The following is a 24,861-nucleotide window of genomic DNA, read 5'->3' as shown; positions in this document are numbered from 1 at the left end:
CGTCCCAGACGCCCGGGTTACGGTGGGCAACCCTGATGGAGAGGACGGATATGCCAAACACAGCACAGGCAACGAGTGTGCCCGAATGGGTCCTGAAGTTCATGGGAGCCATCGACACACTGGACTTCGAGGAGGGCTTCGCGCCACTGACCGAGGACACCGACATGTTCTTCGGCACCGCACACATCCACGGTGTCGAGGCCATCAAGGAGTTCTTCGTCAAGATTGACGGGCCGCTGATCATCGCCCACGAGGTCCTGGAATTCTGGACCGCGGGCGACGGCGTACGTATATTGCGCGGAGAGGCGACCATGGCCAAGAAGAGTGAACCGGACCGCGTGGTGCGCGCTCCGTTCATGCACATCTTCTACCTTGCCGACGAAGAACCCGTCCGCGTCCGTGAACTGCGCATCACAGCGGGCCCTCTGCAGACCGATGCGGTGATGTAGCCGCCTCCCGGCGCCGGGAGGCGGTCACCGGTGGCAGGCCCGTGTCTGGTCCTTGTGTACCTGGCGGCGCGACCCAGGCCGGCCGCGGGCCCGCCCCGACCGTCTCCGCGGCGGCAGGTCGTAGCCATCCGGTGTTCGGCGAAGGTGTTACCGCTACGGCGGGACGAACGCGGTTCTCCCGTGGCTGGAGCGTTCATGCGGAGCGCGACTGGCTGAGCCGTCGTGAGTGGAGGGAGCTATGAGCCCCCGCACTTACGCGGAGCGTGCGCGGCGGCGCCGCCGGGGCGGGGAGGTCTCGTACTCCTCCTCTTCCTCCTCCTCGTCCGGTTCTTCCTCCGGTTCCTCCTCTCCCGCGTACTCCTCCTCGTCCGCGTACTCCCCGTCGTCCTCTTCTTCGTCCGCGTACTCGCCCTCGTCCTCGTCCTCGTCCGGTTCTTCCCCTTCTTCCTCGTCCGGGTTCTCGTTCTCCTCTTCCTCAAGGGCTTCTTCGTGGGTCCGGACGACCTCGCCGTCGCGGATCTCGCCGCGCCAGCCTTCCGGTTCGTCGGTGGTGAGGGTGGTGTGGCGCAGGAAGTTCTTGAGGTCGAGGCGCAGTCGGCGGCCCTGTGCCCGCCACAGGTTGCCGGTCTTCTCGAAAAACCCGGAGGGGTAGTACTCGACGACGATGATGATGCGGGTCAGTGTCGGGGCCAGCTCGTGGAAGCTGACGCAGCCGCGTGTGGTGCCCTTGGCGCCTTCGGAGGTCCACACGATGCGGTCGTCGGGTATCTGTTCCTGCACGGTGGCTTTCCAACTCCGCGTGGAGGGCCCCACCTTGACCTTCCAGTCGCTGGTCGTCTCGTCGCCGCGGGAGACGTCGCGAACGCCCTTGGCGAATCCGCTGAACTCCTCGTACTGGGTCCAGAAGTCGTAGACCGTGCGCAGCGGGAGGCCGACGTCGAGTGCTTCGACTATGTTGACCACCTTGCCGCCGCTCTTGCGGCCGCGGCCCTTGCCACCGCCGCCGAAGGCCTGGGAGACGGTGTCGGTCACCTTGTCCTTGAGGTCGCCGAATTTCTGCCCGGCAAGGGCCTTCATCGGGGAGTCGCCCTGAAGGAGGCGACCGCCGATGCCGGCGACGTCGGAGAGGCTGCCGCCGTTGTCGGCGACGTCGTAGAGCTGGTCGGTGATGTCCGAGAGTTTGTCCGTGGCCTTGTCGGCGAGTTGGTTCGCCTGAGCGCCGAGGTACCCGGACGCTTCCTTCAGCAGCTGGTCCAGCCCCGAGGGCTGAGACGAGGAGCGGTCTGAGGTTGCCATGGCCTACCTCCGCGTGGCCGTCTTGCGGGCCGCGGTCTTCTTCGCGGCCGTCTTCCGGGCCGGGGTGCGGCCGGTGGTCTTCTTGGCAGAGGCCTTGGAAGGGGCGCTCTTGCGTCCCGGGCTCTGAGCCGTCGTCTTCTTGCGCGGCGCGCCGCTGCTCTTCTTCGCGGCAGGCTTCGAGGGGGCCGCCTTGAGGGCGGAACTCTTCCTGGCGGGTGTGGACGCGCTCTTCGACGCCGTCCTGCCGCCGGCGGTCTTCTTTGCCGTGGTCTTCTTGGCCGTCGCCTTCTTGGCCGGTGCGGAGCGCTTCGCCGTGGCCTTCTTGGCGGGCTCCGCCTTCTTCGCCGGTGCGCGCTTGGCGGCCGCGGTCTTCTTCGCGGGGGCCGTCTTCTTCGCGGGGGCGGGACCCCCCGCGGCCTTCTTGGCGCGAGCGGAAGACCTGGCGCCACGGGAGCGGGCCGGGGTGCGCGTCCGGTGTGGCGGCGGAGGCGGTTCTTCCTCTTCCTCCTCGGGTGCCTCCTCCTCAGGCTCCTCCTCGTCCTCGGGTTCCTCCTCCTCAGGCTCCTCCTCGTCCTCCTCGGCGTAGCCCTCCGCGCCCTCGTCCTCGTACGGCTCCTCGTCCTCGTAGGGCTCCTCGCCCTGGCCCTGGTCCTCCTCGTCCTGGCCCCTGCCGGCGCTGCCGCGGGACAGTTCCAGGGTGCGTTCGTGGAGGGAGCCGGCGAGGTCGGCGAGCTTGCGGTCGGCCGCCGTGGCCAGCGCCTGGCGGCCGGCGTCGAGGGCTTCGCCGCGCAGCTGCTCGCTGAGGTCGGCGAACTGAGGCATCTCCTTGAGCCGGGAGGCGCCTTCCTTGAGCAGTTGCCCCGGCTGGAGTCCGAAGCGCCGTCCGGCGATGTAGGTCGCCATGGTGAAGGCCAGGCGGCCCTTCTTCGTTCGGCCGAGTACATAGCCCCCAGCCAAGGCGGCTGCGAGCGCGATCTTGCTGGTGTCCTCCATGATCATCCCCTACCAGGGCACTGACGGACTGGTTGATCGCCCAGGGGCGGCGGCTGCGACGCCGCGCCGCCCACCGGGAGCGGGAGGTCCGGCCGGGGCGGTCCTCAAGAAAGTTCTGCCCCTCGGCGAGACTTATCAGTGGATATGGTGACATTCTAGGTTCTGTGAAGCGGTCTTTCTCCAGGGAGGGATTTATGGCCGCAGCGGAATCAGCACGCCCCCGGCGCGCCTCGTCGCACGCCGCTGGTGAGGGCGGAGTTCCGGAGCGGAAAGCACCCCGGCGCGCCGCGCCCCGCCACCGTTCCGGTACGCCCGGTGCGGCGGCGGCGATGCGGGCCGCCGCCGAGCAACTCGCGGAACTCCTCGGCCGTTTCCCCGAGTCCGTCTCCTCGCTCAAACCGGTCGAGGACGGCTGGGAAGCACAGGTGGAGGTGGTGGAGCTGGAACGGATCCCCGACACCACCAGCGTGATGGCCAGCTACCGGGTCGCGCTGGACGAGGAGGGCGAGCTGATCTCCTACGAACGCACCCGCCGCTACAGCCGCGGCATGATCGACCGGCAGACCTGAACGGGTTCCGCCGACGGAAGGAGGCACCATGACCATGGTGCCGCAGGGCGGCAGCCCCGTCGCGCGAGGGCAGGGGGGCAGCACGAGCAGCCTCTACGACGTCCTGGAGCTCATCCTCGACCGCGGGCTCGTCATCGACGTCTTCGTCCGCGTCTCGCTGGTGGGCATCGAAATCATCAAGATCGACGCGCGGATCGTGGTGGCCAGCGTCGACACCTACCTCCGGTTCGCCGAGGCCTGCAACCGCCTCGACCTCGAAGCGGGCCGCAAGGCCCCCGCCCAACTGCCGGACGTCATGGGCGACATGCTGGAGGGCGGGGCCCGGGGGAAGACCAAGGGAGCCCTCGGCGGGGCCGCCGAGGCCGTGACCGATGCCCTGACCGGCAAATCGTCCCAATCCGCGGAGCCCGAGGAAGAGGAAGAGGAAGAGCCGGAGGAGGAGCCCCGGCGGCGCCGGCCCACTGCCCGGCGGCCCGTACGGCAACGGCGGGAGAAGGAGTAAGCGATGCCTCTCTACGTGTACTCGATCACCGCCGAGGACCACCCCCGCCACCTGGACGGTGTCAGCGGTGTCGGATCCGAACCCACAGCGCTGCGGACCGTCGCCGCCGGCTCCCTGTGCGCGGTGGTCAGCGACATCGAGGAAGAGGTCCGGCCCAAGCGCCGGGACCTCACCGCGCACCAGGAGGTCCAGGAGCGCCTGATGGCCGACGGCCCGGTCCTGCCACTGCAGTTCGGGTACACCGCCGCTGACGACCTCGCGGTCCGTCAGGCCCTGGAGAGCAACGCCGAGAGCTACCTCAGCGCCCTCGATCGCCTCAACGGCTGCGCCGAGTACCACGTGCGCGCATCACAGGCCGACCAGACGCCCTTGTTGCACCAGATCCTCGGCGATCTGCCTGAGGCGAGGGACCTCAACGACCGGATCCGCGGCGGGGATCAGGACCCGCGGCTGCCGCTGGCCCTGGGAGAACTGATCGCCCGCGAGGTGGAAGCCAGGCAGGAGACCCTGGCCGCCGGCCTCACCGAGGCGCTTGTCCCCTTCTCCCGCGAGCACATCGCCCATCCGCCGTCGGCGGACGATTTCCTCAACCTCTCGCTGCTCGTGCCGGAGGGGCAGCAGGACAGTCTCCGCGTGGCCGAGGCCAACCTGACCCGTGAGATCGGCGGCGGTGTAGAGCTGCGGTTCTCCGGCCCTCTGCCGCCCTACAGCTTCGTGTGACGGGGCAACCACACCGCACAGCCAACCACGTGGAGAGGAGGTACACCGGATGGGACTGCTGACCAGCCTTCTCACGCTGCCCGTCGCGCCGGTACGTGCCGTCACCTGGGTCGCCCAGCGCGTCGTGGACAAGGCCGAAGAGGAGTACTACGACCCGGCACCCGTCTGGCGAGGGCTCGCCGAACTCGAACAGCAGCTGCTGCACGGCGAAATCGACCAGGAAACCTTCGACCGCCAGGAGGACGAGTTGCTCGACCGGCTGGAAGAGATCTCCGAGTTCCGCCAGCAGCTGCCCTGAGGACACCGGGAGCCACCCGTGAGCGAACCCCTGCCAGGCCGACCCGGATCCTTCGCCTCCCGCGCGCCGATGCCGTACGGGCAGAACTCCTCCTCCAGCCTCGCCGACATCCTTGAGCGCGTGCTGGACAAGGGCATCGTGATCGCTGGAGACATCCGCATCAACCTCCTCGACATCGAGCTGTTGACCATCAAACTCCGCATCCTGATCGCCTCCGTGGACAAGGCCAAGGAAATGGGCATCGACTGGTGGGAGTACGACCCCTCCCTGTCCTCCCGGCACACAGGCAGCCCCCTCGAACAGGAGAACCGCCGCCTGCGCGCCGAGCTGGAGGCCCTGCGCCAGGAGCCGACCGGCGGACGCGACTCCCTGGAGAGCACCGAGGAGCCGGGCGGAGCGGCCGGTGGGACGACCCGGAGGCACCCGCGGTGAACACCGGACAGGACACCCTCACCTACGTGTACGCGATCGCCCGGCAGACGGAGCCACTGCGGGAGCTCCTCGCCGGTCTCCAGGGCGTCGGCCGGGCCCCCGTCGTACTGCTGGCCGCTCTCGCCCTGCTCGTCAGCCCGGTCCCGCAACAGGACTTCAACGAGACGGCCCTCAAGGACCACTTCGAGGATCTGGAGTGGCTCGAAGAAGTCGCCCGCGCCCACCACGAAGTGGTGCAGGCCGTTGCCGCCCGGGAAACGGTCCTGCCGCTGCGCATGGCCACCGTCTACCAGGACGACGGCCGAGCACGCCGGGCCCTGACCGAACAGCAGCCCGCCTTCGCGCGGCGGCTGGCCGAGCTCGACGGCCATACCGAATACGGCGTCAAGGTCTACCTCGACCCGTCGGCCCCGCCCGCCGCCACACCCCCCGGAGATGCCTCCTTGTCCGGCCCCACCACGCCGGGCAAGGCATACCTGCAACGCCGCAAAGCACAGCACCACGCCCGCGAGACGGTCTACCAGCAGGCGCAGCAGGCCGCCCAGGCCGTCGCGGCGATCGCCGCGAACTACACCCCGCACCGGGTACGCCACGCCCCGCAAAGCGGAGCCCTGGCCGGCCCCCGGGAAGACCGCCGGGAAAACGTCCTCAACGACGCCTACCTCGTGCCCGACGGGGACGCCCCCCGGTTCCGGACCGACATCGAACAGGCCGCTCGGGAATTCCCCGACATCCGTATCGAAGTGACGGGCCCCTGGGCTCCGTACTCCTTCGCCATGACACCCGACCAGGCGGCGGACCCGGCCGGTTCCGTGGGGCAGGGGCCATGACCCCCGCGGAGCCCCGCCCACCGCTGCCCGGCCGCCAGGTCGCCCTGGTCGACCTCCTCGACCGGCTGCTCAGCGGGGGAGTGGTGGTGGCGGGCGACATCGTCCTGTCGATCGCGGACATCGACCTCGTCCGCATTTCGCTGCGTGCCCTCATCGTGTCCGTCAGCTCCCAGACGGTCCCCTCCGCGGCACCGGAGCTTCCGGCAGGCCGAAGTGGGCCGTGACCCTGCGCAGGAGCCCCGCCGCCCCGGTACCGACCCGGGTCTGGACAGCGTGGGCGACACCATGTCGCGGGCGTTCCGGCTGGTCCAGGCGCCCCCCACCCCGCGCGACGACGCCAGATCGGCCGATGCCGCCCACCGCATCCACGCCGACCCCGACACCGTGGGGGAAGACCTCCTCAAACTCGTCCTCACCCTCATCGAGCTCCTGCGCCAGCTCATCGAACGCCAGGCCCTGCGCCGTGTGGATGTCGGCGACCTCACCGACGAACAGGAAGAAGAACTCGGAGCCACCCTGCTCGCCCTCCACGACAGCCTCGCCGAGCTGTGCGCCGAGCACGGCTACTCGCTGGAAGACCTGAATCTCGACCTCGGCCCCCTCGGCACACTGCTCCCGCGCGAGGACTGACACCACCCGCTTGCGGCCCCCGGCGCTCGGGCCCATCCGCCGGGCCGCTCCCCGTCATCGACGGACACGACTTGTTCGGACCCTCAGTCGATGCAGAACTCGTTGCCCTCGATGTCCAGCATCGGGATGCACGAATCGTTGCCGTCATACAGCGTTCGCAGGTGTACCGCTCCCAGCGGGACCAGTCGTGCGCACTCCGCTTCAAGTGCTGCGAGGCGCTCTTCACCCACGAGTCCGGTGCCGACCCGCACGTCGAGATGCAGCCGGTTCTTGGCGGCCTTCCCTTCGGGGACGCGCTGAAGTACAGCCGCGGGCCCACCCCAGAAGGGTCGCTGCAGGCAAACCACGCGTCCTGCTGCTCGGGTGGCTGGGAACGCTTGAAGTCGTCCCATGTGGCAAACCCTTCCGGTGGCGGCGGTACGACGTACCCCAACACCTCGCACCAGAAACGGGCGAGGCGCTCAGGTTCCGCGCAGTCGAAGGTGACCTGGAACTTCTTGACCGACATCACCGGGCCACCGTATTTGGCACGTGCCCAGGGTGCCACGCCCCGGTCCGACGTGATCGACTGGAGCACGCCGCCGGCGGAATCGCTCTCCTAGCCCTCCACTTCGAGCACTGCCTGGCCCCGGGAGGCCCCCGTCTCGACGGCACGATGGGCATCGCCCGCGGTTTCCCACGGCCTGGGATCCACAAATGCCTCAGGGATGCGGAAGCCGTTCGCCACATCCCGCCACAAGGCGGTGATCTGCGAGCGGTTGCCGGTGCGGATACCGATGAGCGATTGAGTGTGGAGGTAGAACGGCAGCAGCGACATAGGCAGTGGCTCGTGCGAAATCGCTCCGGACACGATGATGCGGCCCATGTCAGCCAGTGTTTCGCGGTACTTGTGCCACACCGCAGGGATGCCGAGGTTGTCGATGACGCAGTCGACACCCCACTCGCCGGTCACCTCGCGAATGGCGTCGGCGAGGTCGTGCGCCTCACCGTCGAGGGCCGCTCGCAGTGGCAGGCCGTCCATGCAGCCCGGTTTGGCGGCCAGCCGGTCGACACCGATGGCATGGGCCCCGCGAAAGCTGGCGAGCGACGCGGCGGTCGCACCGAGCGAGCCCGCCGCACCGATCACCAGTACGTTGCTGCCCGGTCCGACATGACCGGCGTCGAGTTGTGCTCTGGCGACGGGCCCGTTGCCCGCCAGGGCCGCCGCCTGGGTGAAGGGCACGTCGTCCGGCAGCAGCGAGACGTTGGACTGCGGAGCCAGGCACGCGTGCGCGTAGCTGCCCTGCCGGTGTATGCCGATCAAACCGAACGACGAGCACGCCTCCTCGCGGCGGGCCCGGCAGGCGCGACAGTTTCCGCAGGAAAGTACCGCGGAGACGGCTACCCGTCTCCCGATCAGCGCCCGGTCCGCGCCGGGACCTACGGCGTCGACCACGCCGGCGTGCTCACTGCCGAGTACATGGGGGAACCCCGGCACCTGCTCCGCGAAAGGAGGCCGTCCGGCCCGGGTCGCGATGTCCTTCGTGCGGCCGACAACGACTGTCGACACCCGGACCCGGACCTCGCCGGGCCCAGGTTCGAGATCAGCCAGTTCCGCGAGGTGGATCACCTCCGGGCCGCCGAACTCCTCTATGACGAGCGCTTTCACCGGTCCATACCTCCGGTCGGCTTGGCGGCGCCGACGTTCGCCGTCGGCAGGGTGGTGTCGCCGGATGGTGTGGCGGCAGAGGTGCCGGTACGACCGTATGCACTCTCTGTCTCGCGCCATCAGGCACCATCGGTCGGGTCGGGCATCTGAACCACCACACCCGACGGAACTCTGGGATCTCCTCCCGGTGCGTTCACGATGAGGGACGTGAAGTTCCCCGTCCTCAGCACCTGGGATCATGTCACCGGAGGGAGGACCGAATCACGGCCGCCCGCTGAACCGGGTACGCAGCGGGGTCAGTTGTTGGATCCCGTAGCGTTCGCGCAGGTCGGCTACCGCCGCCTCGTCCGGGGGGCCGTCGGCGTTCAGGATCTCCAACAGCTCCTCGAAGTAGCGTTCGTGGTGCGGGGGCGGAGCCGCCTGCACGAGCATCCTGGCATTCTTGTCCGTCCGGTTGGCGAAGGCGTGTGGACAGCCGGGCGGCACATGCGCCACCGATCCCGGGGTGGCCAGCACCGGCCGCTCGCCAGAACGGGACTCCCACAGCTGCCAGTTGTCCGGCGTACGTTCCCGGGGCTCGAACGCGAGTATCTCCAGCTCGCCTTCGAGGAGGTAGAACACCTCCTCGCTGTTGGCGTGGGCGTGTGCGCCCACGTCGAACCCGGGGGGAACCACCACCTCGAAGAGGGAACCCACCTGGGTGCGCGCGCCCGTTATCTTCATCGTCACCTCCTGGGCGCTGGTCACCAGGGTCCGTCCCGCGCCCGGCGGGAGCACCAGGCCGTCCATCGTAGGAGTCGTCAGATCGGTCATCGGGAGGTTCTCCGTCCGTGTCACCAGGTCACTGGAAGCGCTTCTGGACCCCGGATAAGCTCGCCTCGCCGCCAGCGGATGTCACTCGGCGGAACGGCGAGGCGCAGGCCGGGGAAGCGGTCGAGCAGTCCGCGGAGCATCACCTGCATCTCCATCCGGGCCAACCAGGGGCCGGCGCAGTAGTGCGGTCCGTTACCGAAAGCCAGATGCGGATTGAAGGAGCGGTCGAAGTCGAGGCTGTGCGGGTTGTCGAACGTCTCCGGGTCGCGGTTGGCCGCCACGTACGAGGCATAGACCGGATCGCCGCACCGGATGGTCACCTCGCCGACTTGCACGTCCTCGGTGGCGATGCGGCCCATGCCCACCGCGTTGCGGTGGGGGATGTAGCGAAGCAACTCCTCCACTGCCTGCGGCAGCAAGTCCGGCTCGGCCAGCAGCCTGGCATGGTGCTCCGGGTGTGTGAGCAGCAAGTAGACCATGTTGGCGCTGTTGAACCGCACCGAGTTGATGCCGCTGACCTCCATCAGCACGGCGAACGACACCAGCTCCTTTCGGGAAAGCTGGCCGTCTCGCTCAGCGGCGGCCATATGACTGAGCACGTCGTCGCGGGGCTCCGCCATCCGCTGGGTGGCCAGCGCGTCGAAGTAGGCGCCGATCTCCTCCTTGGCCTGCTCGCTGCGCCGGCGGCCGTGCAGCGACGAGATGACCAGCAGGGTCCAGTCGAGGATGCGGGACCAGTCCTCCTGCGGCACACCCATCAGCTCGCTGATCCCGGCCACCGAGAAGGGCGTGTTGAGGTGCTCCATCACGTTGGCCGGTGCCCCGGCCTGTTCCATGGTGTCCAGAAGGTCCCCCGCGATCTTCTCGGCACGCGGGCGCAGTTGCTCGACGCGGCGGCGGGTAAACATCTGCGCCACCGTCTTGCGCAGCCCGGTGTGGTACGGAGGGTCGGTGAACCCCACCGCGTCGTCGAGCGGGATGAAGTGCGGGGCGAGCCGGGTGACATCGCGACCGGCCAGTTCCGCCCTGCTGAACCGCGGGTCGGTGGTGACCAGCTTGACGTCCTCGTACTTCGTCGCCACCCACGCCTCGCCTTCCCCGTGCGGCATCCGGATGCGGGCGAGTCGGCCGTCTTCCAGCATCTCCTGCATCGCCGGGTCGAAGTCGAGGGCTTCGACGTCGTCAACGCTCCAGAAGCGGACCGGTGGCTCATCCGTCTGACTGCTCATGATGCGTACCTCCTGCTTGGGTGCGGGTGCGGGTGCGGGCGGGGTTTCAAGCTGCCTGGTCCGTGGCCTCAGTGCCGCGACACCTCGTCAAAAGGCATGCCAGTGCGTTGGGCACCACGGCGCTGGTGATGTGCCGCACTCAGTGAGGGGTTGCGCGGCGGAACCGGAAGGCTTCGGGCGGGATGCCCAGGAAGCGGCTCAGATCGTCGAAGAGGGGTGGCCGGCCCGCGTGGATGAGGTAGAAGTCCAGCTTGTGGCGGGCGCCCCAGTCGTGTTCTTCCGCCACCGCGCGCAAGGCCGGGGTGGGCGGCTCTGTCGGGCTCCGAACCCAATTGTCCTTGTCCAGCTGGAAGTTGAAGACCGGTGGACCGGACCGCGTAGGAGATGCCAGTCCTCCGTGTTCGGGATGTTGTGATCGAGGACTGCGATTGCCGGTTTGTGCAGTAGGGCCATGGGTCTGCTCCTCAAGGACGGGGTCCTGTTGGGCGCCGCGTTCCACGCTAGGGCAGCCTGTACAGCCCCGCACGTCGAAGCCCGCATACCGCTCCACCAGCGCGTTAGGACAGCCCGCGACGAGGTGACCCCTGGCAGTGACCCCCGACGGTGCCCCCTGGCCGTGTCCCGTCGGTACCTCCCGGCAGTGTGGACACGCGAACGGCCGGGCCCCTCAGTGCCTCGCGCTCGGGCTACTCGGGTGGGATCGGTGGACCGCCGGTGCGAGGACCCGCCCGCCAGGAGCGGAAGGCCGCCGGGGACGACCTGGTTGGCGATAGGTGAGCGGGTCCTCCCCTGAAACGAGGGGAACCCCGCTGATAGCCGATTGATCCACCATTCGGGGGATAACTACGATATAGTGCCGATTATGTACGCTGAGTGACTCTAGCGTGGGAGCATGTCTGCCACCGAGTCCCGGCCTGCGACCGCACAGATTCCCGAGGCGGTGCATTCCCGCCGCTGGGCAATTCTGGCCGTGCTGCTTTTCAGCCTGATCGTTGTCGTGCTCGACAACTCGATCCTCAATGTCGCGATGAAGACCATCTCCCAGCCGCCCCCTACCGGACTCGGCTCCACTCAGAGCCAGCTGGAATGGGCGATCAACGCCTACACACTGGTCTTCGCCGGGTTGCTGTTCACCTCCGGGCTGATCGGCGACCGGCTGGGACGCAAGAAAACCCTGATCTTCGGCATGCTGGTCTTCGGCACCGGCTCCCTGCTCTCCGCGATCTCCGACTCCTCCGGTGAACTGATCGCGTTCCGTGCACTGATGGGCTTCGGTGCCGCATTCGTCATGCCCAGCACCCTGGCGATCATTGCTAACGTCTTCGACCGCGAGGAGCGGCCCAAGGCCATCGGCATCTGGACCGGCACGGTCGGCTTCGGTATCGCGCTCGGCCCGATCGTCGGCGGGCTGCTGCTCCAGCACTTCTGGTGGGGATCGGTGTTCCTGGTCAACGTGCCCATCGTGGCGATGGGCGTGATCGCGATGGCCGTGCTGGTCCCGGACTCCAAGGACCCCCACCCCGGCCGGCTCGACCCGGTCGGGGTGCTGCTGTCCATCGTCGGTCTGGTCCTGCTGGCGTACGGCGTCATCAAGGGCGGCCAGCTCGCCGACTTCACCGCGCCCGAGTCGTGGATGACGATCGTCGCCGGTGTCGCCGTTCTGGGCGGCTGGGTGCTCCATGAGCACCGCAGCGATCACCCGGCCTTCGACATCGCGTACTTCCGCGACCGGCGCTTTTCCGCCTCCGTGGTCGCCATCGGCTTCGTCTTCTTCGGGCTTGTGGGCGTGACCTTCTTCAGTGTCTTCTACACCCAGAGCGTGCGCGGTTACACGCCCCTGCAGTCCGGCCTTCTGATGCTTCCGCTCGCCGCCGCCCAAATCATCTTCGCGCCGCGGGCCCGCCTGGTCGTCGCCCGGTTCGGCGCACGTGCCGTGTGCACCACCGGATTGGCCCTGGACGCGGTCGCGTTCCTCGGCTTCCTGCTACTTGGTACTGCCACGCCGATTTGGGTACTTGAGGTGGTGTTCTTTCTGATGGGCACGGCGATGGCGCATGTGATGCCACCCGCCACCGTCATGATCATGTCGTCGCTGCCGCGTGAGAAGGCCGGTTCCGCCTCTGCGGTAAACAACACCTTCCGGCAGGTCGGCGGTGCGCTGGGGGTCGCTGTACTGGGCTCCCTGCTGTCCACCGTCTACCACAGCGGCATCGACAGCCATCTCGCGGGGATCCCCGAGCTGTCCGAGGCCCTGCGGCGCACAGCGGGCGAGTCGGTGGAGACCACGCTGGCGGTCGCGCAGAAGCTGGGGCCGGCGGGCACTGCGCTGGTCCAGCCCGCCAACGACGCGTTCGTCCACGCCATGCACGTCACCGCGACCGCATCGGCCGGGGTCGCGGCTCTCGGTGCGATTGTGACCCTGGTCTTCCTGCCGCGCGGCACCTCTCAGGGGCCGCCCGCCCGCGAACAGGAAAAGGTGAGCGCGAGGAGCGAAGGGTGAGCGTGGGGCCGACGGTCGGCGCGGTCGTCCGCCCCGACCAGCGGTCCCGTCACTGATTGCCGCAGTGCGCGGCCGTATACGTGCCGTCATACGTGCCGTCGTACTGATGGTCCGGGGCTGCGGCGGGACAAGCTCCGGGTGAGTTTGGCCCCCGGTGTCCCGGTGTCCCGGTGTCCTGGTGGTGTTGACCGTCACCGGTTGATGTGTCCCGGTGGTGGTGGCCGCCGTCGTCCGTTGATCGCCGTCGCTGGGCGGCGCGGCTTGCGGGACGGGTTCATCAGACTTGGCGAAGCCCCTTGGCCGCATCCTTGATACGGGTCGGACCGGCGCGGACGCCAGAGCTGAGGACCTGGTTGACGGCCAGGCGACCGTGCGAGGACACATCCGACACCGCCGGGCGCCGACGAGGCTCTTCACCTTGCCGGCGTGGTCCACCCCACCGGGCACTGCCACATGGCCGCCACCCGCTCAGGGCACAGCGGGTGTGTCCGGCCAGAGCTTCCGTCTCACCCCCTCCTGCCCCGGGCCTCCCTTGGAGGGGTACGACCGACGCCCACTCCCAGCACCGCGCCTCCTCGGCCGACGAGCGGGGACGGGCCGGGCGCGGGGGAGGGGACGGCCCGGTGTCCGGGCCGCCATGGGCCGCCTGGGCAGACGTTCACCTCAACAGCAACGGCTGTCACATCAGCCCTTACCGTCCGCCCCCCGTCCGCTCCTCGTCCGCGTGGGTCATGACCCTGGGGTGGGCGCCGCCAGGTTGGTGGCGTCCAGGGCCGGACGCAGGTCCCTGGCGAGCTGGACGCCGTCCCCGATTCCCCAGTAGTGCACGTAGAACAGGCGGGGCTGGTCGTCCAGCATGTGGTTGTGCAGCTCGACGAGTTCGAAGCCGCCCCTGTGCAGGATCCGGATGACCTTCTGCACTTCACTTGCGGTCATCACGATGTCGCCGGTGACCGCGGCCCGCTCCTCTCCCAAGGCCTGGAACTTGATTACGGTGTCGACACCGATGGGCGCGGGCAGCACGTGGCCGTGTGCGGTGACGGTCTCCCCGCGGCCGATGAAGAACTTGTAAACCCGGCCTTCGGCGATGCCCTTGCGGCCCAGTGCCTCGTTGATTCCGGCGGTGTTCAGGTCGATGGGCTTGGTGCTCGGCGGCGGTGGCACCGCGATGGGGTCACCGCTGACTTCCAGCACTGTCTTGAGTTTGCGGGCGAGGGTGATCGGGTCGCCCATGGCCTGATAGTGCGTCCACCAGATGGGTGGCGTCTGATCGGGGAGGTGCTTGTGGAGGGCGGTCTGCTCGATGCCCGCCTCTTGAAGCGCTTCGATGGCCCTGGGCAGTTCGTCCTCAGTGAGGACGAGGTCGCCCATGAGCATGGTGCCGTCGCAGTACCGGGCGAAGTCCGCGCTGCCGTTGAGCGCGAGCGAGGTCCCGATCGTCACTCCCCGGCTGGTGACCGTCAGATCCCTGCGGGGCAGCGAGATCCCGAAAACGACGTTCTCCCGCAAGGCGCCGGTGCGGCCCAGCACCTCGGCGACTGGTTTCCAGTCGGCCTCCTTCGTGGCGATCGGGCGCTGCTGCCGGGGGCAGTGGGCGCGGTCCGGGGCTCCCGCGTGGCCGTCGGCGCGGTGCCCACCGGCGGCACCGCAATCGGCCAGGACGAGGGCGGATGCGGTGAGCGCGGCCAGCGCGCCCAGAACTGACGGCGCGCGGGTGCGGCCGCGTCGGGTGGCAGACATGGGAACCTTCTTCGCCCAGGTAAGCGCCCCCGCCTACGCCTACGACTACATGACTCGATGACTGTGTGACTTCCCGGTCCGGGGCCAGATGTGTGCGCCCGCGCCCGCGTTCGCCCGCCTGGCCGACAAAGGTTGCCTCGCCCTACCTCGGGGGCCGCGTCCCATTCGCGTCCGGACAACCGGATGCTCGCGTTGTATTGACAGCGACCTTGGTCTCGCCGCGCACCAACCCTTGCCGGTGTAGCCGAGCTGGTGGTCGTGGAGGTATGCCGCGGCGTGGCCGGTGTCGGGGTTCACAAGGGCGATGGCGATCATCTCGGTGCAGTGGTCGTCGCCAGGGCGCGGGAGGGCGCGCTCGATGAACGGGCCGACCCTCACGGCAATGTCCTGGGCGTGGCCGGGCGTCCAGGGCTCCGGGCTGCGCGCGGCGTTGAGCATCGCGCGGAACTGGTCGACGACGGCCTGGTCTCCGCGGACATGGAGCCGAGGGCGTGGCCGCAGGGGCGGAAGGAGGAGCGCTTCATTGGATGGGCTCCTGGTCGGGCGCGAAGGCCGGGCTCACGTAGCGGGCGGCTGCGTCAGCGAACGGTCGGGGGCGACCCCACGTACTGCCCGGACATCAGCGAGTCGAAGACCACATGCGCCGCGCCCGGTCAGGCCCGCTCGTGAACACCTCGGCTCTCACCTGAATGGCCCGAAGATCACCCACCTCCGCCGCTGCCGAGGCACGACCCGTCACAAGCCATTAGCGTCCCGGCATAAGACATAAGACATAAGACACAAGGCGACGGCTCGTGGCGCGCGCGAGGTCCGCCGGGCCTTTTTCGTCGGCCCCGCGCGCCCCGTACCCCAGGGAAGGCCCGCTCATGTCCCGCAGACGGCTCGTGCTCATGGCCGCCGGAGGCCTCGTCCTGGCTGGCGCCGCGCTTCCCCAAGTGGCACCGGCCGACACCCCCGCCCCGCATGCCGACACCCTCGTCACCTACCGCGTACCGATCCGGCGCACCCAGGACGCGCAGACTCTCATCGCCGCCGGGTACGACGTCCTGGAGCGGAGGGAGGGCAACGACCTGTTCGTCCTGGGCGATCCGACGACGGCCGCCTCCCTGCGGCACATCGGGTTCGGCCCGACCGCCGTCAAAACCCAGCCGCGGCCCACCCCCGACACGGCTCGCCCCGCCGTGGGCGACACCTACTATGGCGGCTACCGCACGGTCGACGGGAACTACGCCCACCTTGACCAAGTCGCCACCCAGCACCCGGACTTGGCCACCGTCGTGACGTACGGCCAGTCCTGGCGAAAGAAGCAGGACAGCGCCGGTGGGCGGGATCTCAAGGCCATCTGCGTCACCAAGATGCGGCCGGGGGACTGCGCGCTCGTCCCGAACTCCAGCAAGCCCCGCTTCTTCCTCATGGGGCAGATCCACGCCCGCGAGATCACCACCGGCGAGGTCGCCCTGCGGTGGATCGACGCGCTGACGAGTCAGTACGGCAAGGACGCCGACATCACCAAGCTGATGGACACCACCGAGATGTGGGTCGTGCCCATCGCCAACCCGGACGGCGTCGACATGGTCGCCTCCGGCGGCGACAACCCCGTACTGCAGCGCAAGAACGCCAACGACTCCCACGGCACGACCTGCGGCCGAAACGGCCAGATCGGCATCGACCTCAACCGCAACGCGGGCACCCACTGGGGCGGTCTGGGCACCTCGCGGCAGGCGTGCGGCCAGGAGTACCTCGGCCCGGCCGCCGACTCCGAGCCGGAGAACACCGCCCTGGAAGGCCTGTTCCGGCAGTTGTACCCGGCCGCGCGTACCGGCACCGAGGACGACGACCCCGCGCCGGCCGACGCCCGGGGCATGATGATCAGCCTCCACGGCGACGCGAACATGGTGTTGCTGCCCTGGGGATTCGACCACACCGCGCACACCGGGAACGACTCCGCGCTGCGCGCCCTGGCCACTGAGATGGGCTCGATCACGGGTTACAAGTCCGGGCAGGCCGGCGAGCTCCTGTACGACGCGTCCGGCGGCACCGACGACTGGACCTTCGACAAACTGGGCCTCGCCAGCTTCACCATCGAGGTCGGCGACAGCGACCGCCGCGGCTGCGACGGATTCACCCCGCCCTACTCCTGCCAGGACAGCTACTTCTGGCCCAAGATGAAGCCCGCCCTGCTGTACGCCGCCCAGCACGCGGCGGCGCCCTACCAGACCACCGTCGCCGCCAAGGGCTGAAGCCGGTGGCCCCCAGCTGTGGCGATCACCGTTGAACCGACCTCGATCGCCGTTCAACCCACCTCCCGGAAGCGCACGCTGAGTTGCCGTTCGGGAGGGTGGTCACTGCATGGTGCTTTCCTCACCCCCGGGGTCGGGACGGGGGCCGACCCCGGGGTACGTACCACGGGTCGGCCCCCGCGATGGCTCGCTCAGCGCCGCTCGCTGTGCAGGGGCTGCGCCGCTGCCGGGGCGGGGCCGGGCTCCGGCGCCTTCGTGCGCCGCAGGCCAAGCGCGCCGATGACGCAGAGCGCAATCGCCGACGTGGCGAAGAGCAGCCACATCGCGGCCTGGTTGCCCTGGGTGAAGAGCGACTCGTACACCTGGGAGACCTGTTGGGCTCCGAGGTCGGTGCGGTCGCGGAGCAGTTGGACGCCGTCCTCGGGGTTCCTGACGACGTCGCGAGTCGAGTAGCCGCCCGGGATGTGGTTCCTTGCCAGGCTCCCGGTGAGCGAGTCCTGCGCCGACCAGCGGTAGACCGCCATGCCGACCGCGAGCCCGACCCGCCGAGGTTGTGGAAGGTCCACTACGACCCCACGGCGGTGCCGGCAAGCCGCTCGGGTACGGAAGAGAGTGCGGCGACCGTGGCCGCGCTGGTCACCGTCGGCCCCTGCTCGGTCATTCAGGCGGCCAAGGCAGCGCCCAGCGTCTGCATTTGGTGACCCTGATCTCGTGAAGCGCCGTCAGCGGTGCGGCACCACGTTCTCGTCTGGGGCCTTTGGGGCCTGCGTAACGTCGTACTCGATGGCCGTACCCTCGGCCAGCTCCTTGACGCCGGTCGTCTGGATGGCGGAGAACTGGATGGCGGGGAAGTGGACGATCACGTCCGGACCACCGCGGTCCTGCACGCGGCGTGCTTATGGGGGGCCCTGCGTCGGGGGTCCGCAGTCCGTCGGACCAGGAAGCGGAGTGAGCGGGGCCCCTGGGCCGCCGGTTCGCTGCCTGCAGTCGTGCCGGGCGCCCAACTGGGCGCGCAAACCGCGGTGGTCCGTGTACGCGGTCGTGGTCCGCTTGGTCAGCAGGCCGTTGACCGGTGGTGTCGCTGGAGGGGCGGGCGTCACACGGAGCGGGGCGATGGCGCCTTCAAGGCCCATGCGTGGCCGGCCCGCTCGACAGTACGGGCGGCGGATTCACCACGACCTGGCAGGACTACGGAAAATCGGAGAAGTGCAACTGAACACGACCGGTCTGCCCCGTGAGCACGGCGCACCCGCCCGCGCCGTGCTCACGGTCGCCGCAGCACTGCTGGTAGCTGGAGCGGGATGCAGCACCACGCAACCGCACAACCACGAGGCAGTCAGGACACTCAGCGTCTGTGGCACAACCCTGAGCCGGGCCGCCGAGGTGCCTACGGTCCAAGGCCTCGGCCCCCCGCACGACGAGCCGCAGGCGCCTGCCGATTCGCTCCTGCCCCCGCCCTACGGCGACGCTCCCGCCCCCGGTGAGGCCCAACTACGGGTCGTCCGCATCGTCTCCGGATGTACCCGAGGCGGGACCGTCCTGGTCACCCCGCGGAACACCGTCCGAACGGGCACAGTGGTCCGCGCGCCCGACGGGTCGATCATCGCCCTCGTTCTGATCAAGCTGGACAGCACTGCCGTGACCATTCACGCCTACCGGGGTGCTGTTCCCCTGGGCAGTCTCAAGATCTGAGCGCGACGGCGGGGTAGCGGCGACCGAGGTCTGGTGGCACCGTCACGGCGGGACCTCCGAACCGCCAGCAGGATCGTGTGCACGTACCGCTACGCCGCCACCGTCGCGTCGCTTGAGCCGAAGCCGGCTTCGGTTACCGGCTGAGTGACGTGAGCGCTGCCGCGTCGTAGGGCTTCAGTTCGTCGAAGCGATCGCCGAGGACCTTCGCCGCCCACTGGGGGTCCTGGAGCAGGGCCCGGCCGACGGCGACCATGTCGAACTCGTCGCGTTCCATGCGGTCCAGGAGGTTGTCGATGTCGCCGAGCGCCGCACCCTCGCCCGCGAAGGAGCGGATGAAGTCGCCGTTGAGGCCCACCGAGCCGACGGTGATGGTCGGCCGATCGGTGAGCTTCTTGGTCCAGCCCGCCAGGTTCAGGTCCGAGCCCTCGAACTCCGGGAGCCAGTAGCGCCGGGTGGAGGCGTGGAAGGCGTCGACGCCCGCTTCCGCCAGCGGAGCCAGGATCGCCTCCAGTTCCTCCGGGGTCTGCGCGAGCCGGGCGTCGTACGCCTCCTGCTTCCACTGCGAGTAGCGGAAGATCACGGGGAAGTCGGCTGCCACGCGTTCGCGGACCGCTGCCACGATCTCCGCGGCGAACTTCGTACGGGCCACCGCGTCGCCGCCGTACGCGTCGGTGCGGCGGTTGGTGCGCTCCCACAGGAACTGGTCGAGCAAGTAGCCGTGGGCGCCGTGCAGTTCGATCCCGTCGAAGCCGATCCGTTCGGCCTCTGCGGCTGCGTCGGCGAAGGCGCCGATGACGTCGTCGAGGTCGGTGCGCGACATGGCCTTGCCGGTGCCCTCGGTGCCGTCGACGCGAATGCCGGAGGGCCCGACGGCGGGTGCGTCGGCGTACGGTGCCTCACCCTGCTTGCGGACCATGCCTATGTGCCACAGCTGGGGCACGATCGTGCCGCCCGCCTCGTGTACGGCTGCGGCGACCTTCGCCCACCCTGCCAGCTGGTCCTCGCCGTGGAACCGCGGCACCCGGTCGCTCTGGCCGGCGGATTCGTGGCCGACGTAGGTGCCTTCCGTGACGATCAGGCCCACACCGGCGGCGGCCCGGCTGGCGTAATACGCCTGCACGTCCTCGCCCGGTACGCCGCCGGGGGAGAACATCCGCGTCATCGGAGCCATCGCGATGCGGTTGGGGACGGTCAGGCCGTTCAGGGTGATGGGCCGGGACAGGATCTTTGCCGCGCGGGATGCGGTGGGCGTGGTGTCGGGCATGCGGGTCCTCCGGGTTGAGGCTGTGGCTCGTCGGAGTCACAACGAGGAGTGCATAGTACACATGTTATGTATCATGCATATTGCCGTGCCCGGTTTCCCGCGGAGTCGTCCTCAGACCACCCCGCCGAGGCCGACCGGTCCATGGGTCCGCGATAATGAAGCGCCGGAAGGAGCGGGAGGTGCAGTGCTGGAGAAACTGGAGCGGGAGCTGATGCTGCTCTCGCGGTACCAGGTGCTGGCCCGGCGCGAGCGCGATGCCGAACGCCTGGAGCGGTCGGCGTACCTGTTGCTCAGCCGGATCGAGACCCAAGGCCCCATGTCCATCGGGCAGTTGGCGGAAGCCTTCGGGCTCGACACCTCGACTGTGAACCGCCAGACGGCGGCACTGCTGCGCTGCGGACTGGCCGAGCGCGTCGCGGACCCGGACGGCGGCATGGCCCGCAAGCTGCGCATCACGGCCGAAGGCGGGCGTCGGCTTGCCGGAGACCGTGATGTCAACCGGTCGTGCCTGGCCCAGGTGGTCGCGGACTGGTCCCCCGAGGAGGTGCGGCAGCTGGAGGACGCCCTGGTTCGGCTCAACCGCAGCGCCGAGGCCCTCGAAGGGCGGTACTGGCCGCGCACGGAGGAAGCCGACGCCCACGCCGCGTGCCACCCGCCGACCGGGCAGGAATCCGCGCCGCGGGCCACCTAGTCCTAGTGCCTGTGACCGCAGAGGTGCACCGGTACGGAGATCGGACGTTATCCCGTTGCCATTGCTTCCGCCGGTACGGCAGGGTCTGCGTCATGCTTGAACTGCGCACTTTGGAATCAGACGACTGGCCGATCTGGCGGGAACTGCGACAGGCAGCCCTGGCGGAGGCGCCCTACGCGTTCGGGTCGACGCTCGCCCAGTGGCAGGGAGCTGGTGATCGCGAAGACCGCTGGCGTGCCCGTATGGAGATCCCCGGCGCACACAATGTCGTCGCCGTGGTTGACGGCCGTCCTGCGGGGATGGCCAGCGGCATTCCGGGCGAGCAGGACGGCGTTGAGCTGATCTCGATGTGGGTGAGTCCCGCGGCCCGGGGCAGTGGGGTCGGCGACTGCCTGATCCGGGAGATTGCCCGGTGGGCTGCGGAGCGGGGTGCCAAGTCTCTGAGTTTGTCCGTGATGCCGGACAACAAGCGGGCTGCTGCTCTCTACGAGCGCCACGGGTTCAGGGACACCGATGTGCTGGGCGACCTCTTGGCCGATGGCACGGGCAGGGAACTGGTCATGACCAAGGACCTGACGAACAACTAGGCAGACCACCGGGTCCGCTTGGCCGTGCGACCACGGCGAGAAGGGCGTCCGCGCCGATGGATGCCCTTCTCGCTACCCATGCGAGCGCGTTCGCGGCGTTCGGCGGCCAGGGCGTCGAGGTGTCGGCCGTTGGCGTTGCGCCGGTACAGGTCGGCGTGCGGGGCGCCATCCGCCGCGGACGAAGGCATGAACATGAAAGGCAGCCCCAGCCCGTCTTGGCAGGTCAGGCATCCCGCGTAGGGCGCGCGCTGGCAGCTCGACGGCATTGTGTGTGGGCAGGGGGTGCGGGTGGGTGGCTGGCCCCGTTCCTAGATTCGGCCCATGCCGGTGACCGCGCCCGGCCCCACCCCGCGACCCTTCGGTCAGCCTCCGGCCGGAGGCAGCGGGGAGACCGGGCGTTCGAAGAACGTCTCCAGGGACACCGTCGCATGGGTGCCGCTCACACCGTCGATCGCGTACAGCCTGCGCAGGACGTCCTGGAGCTGTTCGGTCGTCGATGTGCGCACCTTCACCAGCACCGAGGCGCTGCCCGCGATCACATGGGCCTCCTGAATCTCGGGGATCGCCGCGAAGGCCGCCGCCGAGTCGCCCATCCACGAGGTGGAGTCGACCATCACGAAGGCCAGTACGCCCTGGCCCAGGGCCGCGGGGTCGACCTCGACCGTCGTGCGCCTGATCACCCCGCGCTCGCGCAGCTTGCGAACCCGCTCATGCGTGGCGCCGGCCGAGAGCCCCACCTCCTTGCCCAGCGCCGCGTACGCCGTGTTGGCGTGCTGCTGGAGCAGGGCGATCAGCCTGCGGTCGATCTCGTCCACGTTTCCCATGGCCGAACCATATCTCGTTCTGGCATAGTCGTGATCCAGAGAATGTCATTCAGTTCGATCACGTCAGGGGATACCGTGTCCTTCCAGCCCCACACACCGCTGTACGAGATCCTGGACGAGCGGTTCCGGACCGGGCGGTACACCGCCGGGGACGACCGGCTTGAGGTGCTCCACGACAACTGCCGCTGGGCCGAGGGGCCGCTCTACCTGCCCGCGTGGCGTCAGTTCATCTGGAGCGACATCCCGAACGACCGGATGCTGCGCTGGGACGAGGCGACCGGCGCGGTCTCCGTCTTCCGCTCGCCCGCCGGGCATCCCAACGGCAACACGCTCGACCGCGAGGGGCGGCTCATCACCTGCGAGCAGGGCAATCGCCGGGTCACCCGCACCGAGCCCGACGGGCGGATCACCGTGATCGCAGACCGTTTCGAGGGCAAGCGGTTCAACAGTCCCAACGACGCGGTCGTGCGCTCGGACGGGTCCGTCTGGTTCTCCGACCCCGATTTCGGCATCACCAGCGACTACGAGGGCATCCGCGCCGAACCCGAGATCGGCGGCTGCCACGTCTACCGGGCCGACCCGTCGACCGGCGAGGTGCGGATCGTCGCGGACGGGTTCGAGGCGCCCAACGGGCTCGTCTTCTCGCCCGACGAGCGTCAGTTGTACGTGTCCGACACTCGGGGTGGGTGCATCCGCGTCTTCGACGTGGGGGAGGACGGGACGCTCTCGGACGGCAAGGTGTTCGCCGAGGCCTCCGACGGCGGCAGCCGGTTCGACAACATCCGGTTCGACGACGGCGGGCGGCTCTGGGCGGCCGCCATGGCGGGCGGCGTGCACTGCTACGACCCCGACGGCACGCTCATCGGACGGCTCCTGATCCCCGAGCCCGTCTCCAACGTCGCCTTCGGCGGGCCCAAGAACAACCGCCTCTTCATCACCGCCAATACCTCTCTCTATTCGGTGGTGATGAGTGTTACCGGGTTGCCACGGGTACGGGCCTGAACCCTGGCGGTCGCCTGTTCCGCCGGTCCGTGAGGGCTTGAGCTGGCCCTGTTGAGCGCCGGAGTTGGCCCGCGGGACGGCGAACTCGCTTCTGATCTGGTGGTGTTGAGGAAGGAGGTACGCGTCAGTGCTCGCGCCGGAGGAAGTCGCGGGCACCGCGCAGCGTGGTGCGCAAGGTGCGTTGCGTCGGGGTGCTGTCCAAGCGGACGTCCAGCGCCCCTGGGGAACCGGTGTCGGCGCGGCGGCCGGCGGCACTGGTGTGATCTCCTGGCTGCGCCGGAGGTCCCTAGGCATCCAGCGGATCCCGGAGATGTCGCCGGCGCTGCTCGTGAAGGTCGCCGTCACGGCGTGCCCGGTTGCCCAGGCCTGCCGGACCCCCTTCGTGTGCATGCCGCTCATCAGCTCGGCCAGGGTAGGGGCGGTGGCGGCCAGGACCTCGACGGCCTCGCGTATGTAGCGGTAGACCGCCGCAGCCCGGACGCGGAATCCGGCGGCGAGTTGGGCATAGGCGTCCCGCACCGCAGATGGGCCGGCGCGAGTCCGTACGCCGTCGTACTTCACCGGCGGTCGAGCCGTTTACGGAGTTCGGCCATCGGCTGCGGATCGCCTTGCCATTGCCGTAGATCTCCGCGCAGTCGACGGTCCCGGTGCTCGGGTGGGTGCTGGTGCTTTCGCCTGGGGACAGGCGGGGGAGGTGAGCTGCTCGGCCGGGTGCTCGTCGTGGGAGGAGACCCCCCCCGTGCCGCACGTGCTGTGGGTAGCGAATGGATCAGGAACTGGTGGGCGGTGAGGACCGCGAGTGCAAGGCCCCGGACCAGCACGTACGGCGCAGCCAGGGGGTGGATGGAGCCCGTGCCGCGGGGGCTGTCGACCAGGTGTCCCGGGAGTTCAGCACCTCGGCGCGACGCTGAGGTCTCCGCCGGTCTACACGCAAGTAACATCCAGGCCATGTCACTAAGCACCAGGCTGGAAGGGTCGGTCAAGGCAGGGCTCGCGCTGCTGGCCGTCGCCGCCCTCGCCACTTCACTGAACCAGGCAGTACACACCGACGAGGGCGCCGCGAACTGGATCTCGTACTTCACCAATCTCTCCAACCTGCTCGGCGCCACCGTCCTGCTGACCGGTGGGCTGGCCCTATTGCGGGCCACCCGCCCCGTCCCCGAGCTGTTGCGCGGCGCCGCCACGCTCTATCTCGTGATCACCGGAGCGGTCTACTGGACCTTGCTGGCCGGAACCATCGACGCGCACACGATCATCTGGGCCAATGACGTCGTGCACGGCGTCATGCCGGCCGTCTTCCTCGCCGATTGGATATTGCGCCCTCCACTGCGCCGTATCCCCTGGACCAGGTCTCTCCCGTGGCTGGCCTTCCCGCTGCTCTACCTTGCTTACTCGTTGCTGCGCGGGCCGAGTGCCGGTTGGTATCCGTACGACTTCCTCGACCCCCGCAAGCCGGGAGGCTATGGGCACGTGGCGATCTGGTCGGTGATCATCACGCTGGCCTTCACGCTGGTGGCATCGCTGCTTGTCCTGTATGCCAACGCGCGGAGCAGGAGTGGCGAAAGTGGCGGCACCGGCATCAGTGAGCATGACGGCCGTGACCGGGAAATGACGACGACCTGAGGGCAACTGGGCAAGCGGGTTTGACCAGTTGTGAGTGGGCGGGGTGATGGCCTCAGCGGGATGGGGGGCGTCCGGTGCATGCCTTGAGGTCGGTCGCTGGGCTGGGGTTTTGTCGGGCTGATCGTGTGTATCTCCACTGCCCACCGGGTCGAAAGGGCTCCTCGCGCGAACACCCTCAAGGTGAAGGGCATCCGCCATGCACAGTAGCCCCGCCCCAGCCCCCGGGCGCAAGACCGCCCGCCCTCTACGCCGACTGCTTTCCTGGACGGCGCGTCATCGGCGGACCGCC

The 24,861-nt window shown here is 69.0% G+C and carries 27 protein-coding genes and 3 pseudogenes; 16 read left to right on the top strand and 14 right to left on the bottom strand.

All coding sequences use genetic code 11. The features are described from left to right. Positions 1-50 precede the first annotated feature (50 nt). Positions 51-449, top strand: coding sequence for a nuclear transport factor 2 family protein (locus tag OG522_RS02350; protein ID WP_329461221.1), 399 nt, complete (start codon positions 51-53; stop codon positions 447-449). Positions 450-701: 252 nt separating this feature from the next. On the opposite strand, the gene OG522_RS02345 is transcribed toward OG522_RS02350, so the two are convergent. Further along, positions 702-1,745: an SRPBCC family protein gene (locus OG522_RS02345; protein ID WP_329461220.1), complete on the bottom strand. Its 1,044-nt coding sequence runs from the start codon at positions 1,743-1,745 to the stop codon at positions 702-704. A 3-nt stretch (positions 1,746-1,748) separates the two neighbouring features. Then, entirely contained in the window at positions 1,749-2,738 is a 990-nt protein-coding gene (locus OG522_RS02340; RefSeq protein ID WP_329461219.1) for a histone protein, read from the bottom strand. Positions 2,739-2,932: 194 nt separating this feature from the next. On the opposite strand from OG522_RS02340, the gene OG522_RS02335 reads away from it, so the two are divergent. The 8 genes from OG522_RS02335 (at position 2,933) to OG522_RS02300 (ending at position 6,719) form a co-directional block, all read left to right on the top strand. Beyond that, positions 2,933-3,307 carry a gas vesicle protein GvpO gene (locus OG522_RS02335; RefSeq protein WP_329461218.1) on the top strand — a complete coding sequence of 125 codons (375 nt, stop codon included), beginning with the start codon at positions 2,933-2,935 and terminating at the stop codon, positions 3,305-3,307. Between the two features lie 28 nt (positions 3,308-3,335). Next, positions 3,336-3,809 carry a gas vesicle structural protein GvpA gene (locus OG522_RS02330; RefSeq protein ID WP_329461217.1) on the top strand — a complete coding sequence of 158 codons (474 nt, stop codon included), beginning with the start codon at positions 3,336-3,338 and terminating at the stop codon, positions 3,807-3,809. 3 nt (positions 3,810-3,812) lie between these two features. Continuing rightward, a complete protein-coding gene (locus OG522_RS02325; RefSeq protein WP_329461216.1) occupies positions 3,813-4,529 on the top strand; it encodes a GvpL/GvpF family gas vesicle protein in 717 nt (238 codons plus the stop codon). Positions 4,530-4,578: 49 nt separating this feature from the next. Next, complete coding sequence (locus OG522_RS02320) at positions 4,579-4,827, top strand: gas vesicle protein GvpG (RefSeq protein WP_329461215.1); 249 nt, start codon at positions 4,579-4,581, stop codon at positions 4,825-4,827. Positions 4,828-4,845: 18 nt separating this feature from the next. Further along, positions 4,846-5,259, top strand: a complete 414-nt coding sequence (locus tag OG522_RS02315) for a gas vesicle protein (RefSeq protein WP_329461214.1) — start codon at positions 4,846-4,848, stop codon at positions 5,257-5,259. Next, positions 5,256-6,089 (top strand): GvpL/GvpF family gas vesicle protein, encoded by an 834-nt coding sequence (locus tag OG522_RS02310; RefSeq protein ID WP_329461213.1) that lies wholly within the window; start codon positions 5,256-5,258, stop codon positions 6,087-6,089. Before OG522_RS02315 ends, OG522_RS02310 begins: the two co-directional genes overlap by 4 nt. Next, complete coding sequence (locus OG522_RS02305) at positions 6,086-6,313, top strand: gas vesicle protein (protein WP_329461212.1); 228 nt, start codon at positions 6,086-6,088, stop codon at positions 6,311-6,313. Before OG522_RS02310 ends, OG522_RS02305 begins: the two co-directional genes overlap by 4 nt. 61 nt (positions 6,314-6,374) lie before the next feature. Then, positions 6,375-6,719: a gas vesicle protein K gene (locus OG522_RS02300; protein WP_329467453.1), complete on the top strand. Its 345-nt coding sequence runs from the start codon at positions 6,375-6,377 to the stop codon at positions 6,717-6,719. 83 nt (positions 6,720-6,802) lie between these two features. On the opposite strand, the pseudogene OG522_RS02295 reads toward OG522_RS02300, so the two are convergent. The 5 genes and pseudogenes from OG522_RS02295 to OG522_RS02275 form a co-directional block, all read right to left on the bottom strand. Continuing rightward, positions 6,803-7,227 (bottom strand): annotated as a pseudogene (locus OG522_RS02295) (VOC family protein). Between the two features lie 90 nt (positions 7,228-7,317). Continuing rightward, on the bottom strand, positions 7,318-8,367 hold the full coding sequence (locus tag OG522_RS02290; RefSeq protein ID WP_329461211.1) for a quinone oxidoreductase family protein: 1,050 nt from the start codon (positions 8,365-8,367) through the stop codon (positions 7,318-7,320). 261 nt (positions 8,368-8,628) lie between these two features. Beyond that, positions 8,629-9,180 (bottom strand): cupin domain-containing protein, encoded by a 552-nt coding sequence (locus tag OG522_RS02285; protein WP_329461210.1) that lies wholly within the window; start codon positions 9,178-9,180, stop codon positions 8,629-8,631. 20 nt (positions 9,181-9,200) lie between these two features. Then, a complete protein-coding gene (locus OG522_RS02280; protein ID WP_329461209.1) occupies positions 9,201-10,409 on the bottom strand; it encodes a cytochrome P450 in 1,209 nt (402 codons plus the stop codon). A 139-nt stretch (positions 10,410-10,548) separates the two neighbouring features. Continuing rightward, positions 10,549-10,695 (bottom strand): hypothetical protein, encoded by a 147-nt coding sequence (locus OG522_RS02275; RefSeq protein WP_329461208.1) that lies wholly within the window; start codon positions 10,693-10,695, stop codon positions 10,549-10,551. A gap of 606 nt (positions 10,696-11,301) precedes the next feature. Between OG522_RS02275 and OG522_RS02270 the strand changes: the two genes are divergently transcribed. Beyond that, positions 11,302-12,909, top strand: a complete 1,608-nt coding sequence (locus OG522_RS02270; protein WP_329461207.1) for an MFS transporter — start codon at positions 11,302-11,304, stop codon at positions 12,907-12,909. A 729-nt stretch (positions 12,910-13,638) separates the two neighbouring features. Here the strand turns inward: OG522_RS02270 and OG522_RS02265 are convergent. Next, on the bottom strand, positions 13,639-14,649 hold the full coding sequence (locus OG522_RS02265; RefSeq protein WP_329461206.1) for a DUF1259 domain-containing protein: 1,011 nt from the start codon (positions 14,647-14,649) through the stop codon (positions 13,639-13,641). A gap of 866 nt (positions 14,650-15,515) precedes the next feature. On the opposite strand from OG522_RS02265, the gene OG522_RS02260 reads away from it, so the two are divergent. Next, positions 15,516-16,889, top strand: coding sequence for a M14 family zinc carboxypeptidase (locus OG522_RS02260; protein WP_329461205.1), 1,374 nt, complete (start codon positions 15,516-15,518; stop codon positions 16,887-16,889). Between the two features lie 191 nt (positions 16,890-17,080). Here OG522_RS02260 and OG522_RS02255 read toward each other — a convergent pair whose 3' ends face one another. After that, positions 17,081-17,455 (bottom strand): hypothetical protein, encoded by a 375-nt coding sequence (locus OG522_RS02255; protein WP_329461204.1) that lies wholly within the window; start codon positions 17,453-17,455, stop codon positions 17,081-17,083. Positions 17,456-17,611: 156 nt separating this feature from the next. Further along, a complete protein-coding gene (locus OG522_RS02250) occupies positions 17,612-17,776 on the bottom strand; it encodes a cold-shock protein (protein WP_329467885.1) in 165 nt (54 codons plus the stop codon). Positions 17,777-18,095: 319 nt separating this feature from the next. On the opposite strand from OG522_RS02250, the gene OG522_RS02245 reads away from it, so the two are divergent. Further along, positions 18,096-18,581: a hypothetical protein gene (locus OG522_RS02245; RefSeq protein ID WP_329461203.1), complete on the top strand. Its 486-nt coding sequence runs from the start codon at positions 18,096-18,098 to the stop codon at positions 18,579-18,581. Positions 18,582-18,714: 133 nt separating this feature from the next. On the opposite strand, the gene OG522_RS02240 is transcribed toward OG522_RS02245, so the two are convergent. Continuing rightward, positions 18,715-19,845, bottom strand: a complete 1,131-nt coding sequence (locus OG522_RS02240) for an NADH:flavin oxidoreductase (RefSeq protein WP_329461202.1) — start codon at positions 19,843-19,845, stop codon at positions 18,715-18,717. A gap of 211 nt (positions 19,846-20,056) precedes the next feature. Between OG522_RS02240 and OG522_RS02235 the strand changes: the two genes are divergently transcribed. Together OG522_RS02235 and OG522_RS02230 are read left to right on the top strand one after the other, a co-directional pair. Then, positions 20,057-20,536, top strand: coding sequence for a MarR family winged helix-turn-helix transcriptional regulator (locus tag OG522_RS02235; RefSeq protein ID WP_329467452.1), 480 nt, complete (start codon positions 20,057-20,059; stop codon positions 20,534-20,536). Positions 20,537-20,628: 92 nt separating this feature from the next. Beyond that, complete coding sequence (locus OG522_RS02230) at positions 20,629-21,123, top strand: GNAT family N-acetyltransferase (RefSeq protein ID WP_329461201.1); 495 nt, start codon at positions 20,629-20,631, stop codon at positions 21,121-21,123. A gap of 362 nt (positions 21,124-21,485) precedes the next feature. On the opposite strand, the gene OG522_RS02225 is transcribed toward OG522_RS02230, so the two are convergent. Next, the gene (locus tag OG522_RS02225) at positions 21,486-21,938 is read right to left on the bottom strand and encodes an Lrp/AsnC family transcriptional regulator (protein WP_329467451.1); all 453 of its coding nucleotides are present in this window, start codon (positions 21,936-21,938) and stop codon (positions 21,486-21,488) included. Between the two features lie 84 nt (positions 21,939-22,022). On the opposite strand from OG522_RS02225, the gene OG522_RS02220 reads away from it, so the two are divergent. Beyond that, a complete protein-coding gene (locus OG522_RS02220; RefSeq protein WP_329461200.1) occupies positions 22,023-22,949 on the top strand; it encodes an SMP-30/gluconolactonase/LRE family protein in 927 nt (308 codons plus the stop codon). Positions 22,950-23,073: 124 nt separating this feature from the next. Here OG522_RS02220 and OG522_RS02215 read toward each other — a convergent pair. Beyond that, positions 23,074-23,199, bottom strand: a pseudogene (locus tag OG522_RS02215) (dTDP-4-dehydrorhamnose reductase); the annotation flags it as partial. Between the two features lie 143 nt (positions 23,200-23,342). Further along, positions 23,343-23,488: pseudogene (locus tag OG522_RS02210) on the bottom strand (transposase family protein); the annotation flags it as partial. Between the two features lie 409 nt (positions 23,489-23,897). Between OG522_RS02210 and OG522_RS02205 the strand changes: the two are divergent. Beyond that, on the top strand, positions 23,898-24,572 hold the full coding sequence (locus OG522_RS02205; protein ID WP_329461199.1) for a Pr6Pr family membrane protein: 675 nt from the start codon (positions 23,898-23,900) through the stop codon (positions 24,570-24,572). Positions 24,573-24,861 lie beyond the last annotated feature (289 nt).

Source organism: Streptomyces sp. NBC_01431 (assembly GCF_036231355.1).
Taxonomy (GTDB): domain Bacteria; phylum Actinomycetota; class Actinomycetes; order Streptomycetales; family Streptomycetaceae; genus Streptomyces.
Note: the sequence above shows the minus strand (reverse complement) of the source record. Positions and strands in the feature narration are given on the sequence as shown.

Coding starts and splice junctions, on each gene's coding strand:
- OG522_RS02350 (WP_329461221.1), top strand. CDS start 51: ATGCCAAACACAGCACAGGCAACGAGTGTGCCCGAATGGGTCCTGAAG.
- OG522_RS02345 (WP_329461220.1), bottom strand. CDS start 1,745: ATGGCAACCTCAGACCGCTCCTCGTCTCAGCCCTCGGGGCTGGACCAG.
- OG522_RS02340 (WP_329461219.1), bottom strand. CDS start 2,738: ATGGAGGACACCAGCAAGATCGCGCTCGCAGCCGCCTTGGCTGGGGGC.
- OG522_RS02335 (WP_329461218.1), top strand. CDS start 2,933: ATGGCCGCAGCGGAATCAGCACGCCCCCGGCGCGCCTCGTCGCACGCC.
- OG522_RS02330 (WP_329461217.1), top strand. CDS start 3,336: ATGACCATGGTGCCGCAGGGCGGCAGCCCCGTCGCGCGAGGGCAGGGG.
- OG522_RS02325 (WP_329461216.1), top strand. CDS start 3,813: ATGCCTCTCTACGTGTACTCGATCACCGCCGAGGACCACCCCCGCCAC.
- OG522_RS02320 (WP_329461215.1), top strand. CDS start 4,579: ATGGGACTGCTGACCAGCCTTCTCACGCTGCCCGTCGCGCCGGTACGT.
- OG522_RS02305 (WP_329461212.1), top strand. CDS start 6,086: ATGACCCCCGCGGAGCCCCGCCCACCGCTGCCCGGCCGCCAGGTCGCC.
- OG522_RS02300 (WP_329467453.1), top strand. CDS start 6,375: ATGTCGCGGGCGTTCCGGCTGGTCCAGGCGCCCCCCACCCCGCGCGAC.
- OG522_RS02285 (WP_329461210.1), bottom strand. CDS start 9,180: ATGACCGATCTGACGACTCCTACGATGGACGGCCTGGTGCTCCCGCCG.
- OG522_RS02280 (WP_329461209.1), bottom strand. CDS start 10,409: ATGAGCAGTCAGACGGATGAGCCACCGGTCCGCTTCTGGAGCGTTGAC.
- OG522_RS02270 (WP_329461207.1), top strand. CDS start 11,302: ATGTCTGCCACCGAGTCCCGGCCTGCGACCGCACAGATTCCCGAGGCG.
- OG522_RS02265 (WP_329461206.1), bottom strand. CDS start 14,649: ATGTCTGCCACCCGACGCGGCCGCACCCGCGCGCCGTCAGTTCTGGGC.
- OG522_RS02260 (WP_329461205.1), top strand. CDS start 15,516: ATGTCCCGCAGACGGCTCGTGCTCATGGCCGCCGGAGGCCTCGTCCTG.
- OG522_RS02240 (WP_329461202.1), bottom strand. CDS start 19,845: ATGCCCGACACCACGCCCACCGCATCCCGCGCGGCAAAGATCCTGTCC.
- OG522_RS02235 (WP_329467452.1), top strand. CDS start 20,057: ATGCTGCTCTCGCGGTACCAGGTGCTGGCCCGGCGCGAGCGCGATGCC.
- OG522_RS02230 (WP_329461201.1), top strand. CDS start 20,629: ATGCTTGAACTGCGCACTTTGGAATCAGACGACTGGCCGATCTGGCGG.
- OG522_RS02205 (WP_329461199.1), top strand. CDS start 23,898: ATGTCACTAAGCACCAGGCTGGAAGGGTCGGTCAAGGCAGGGCTCGCG.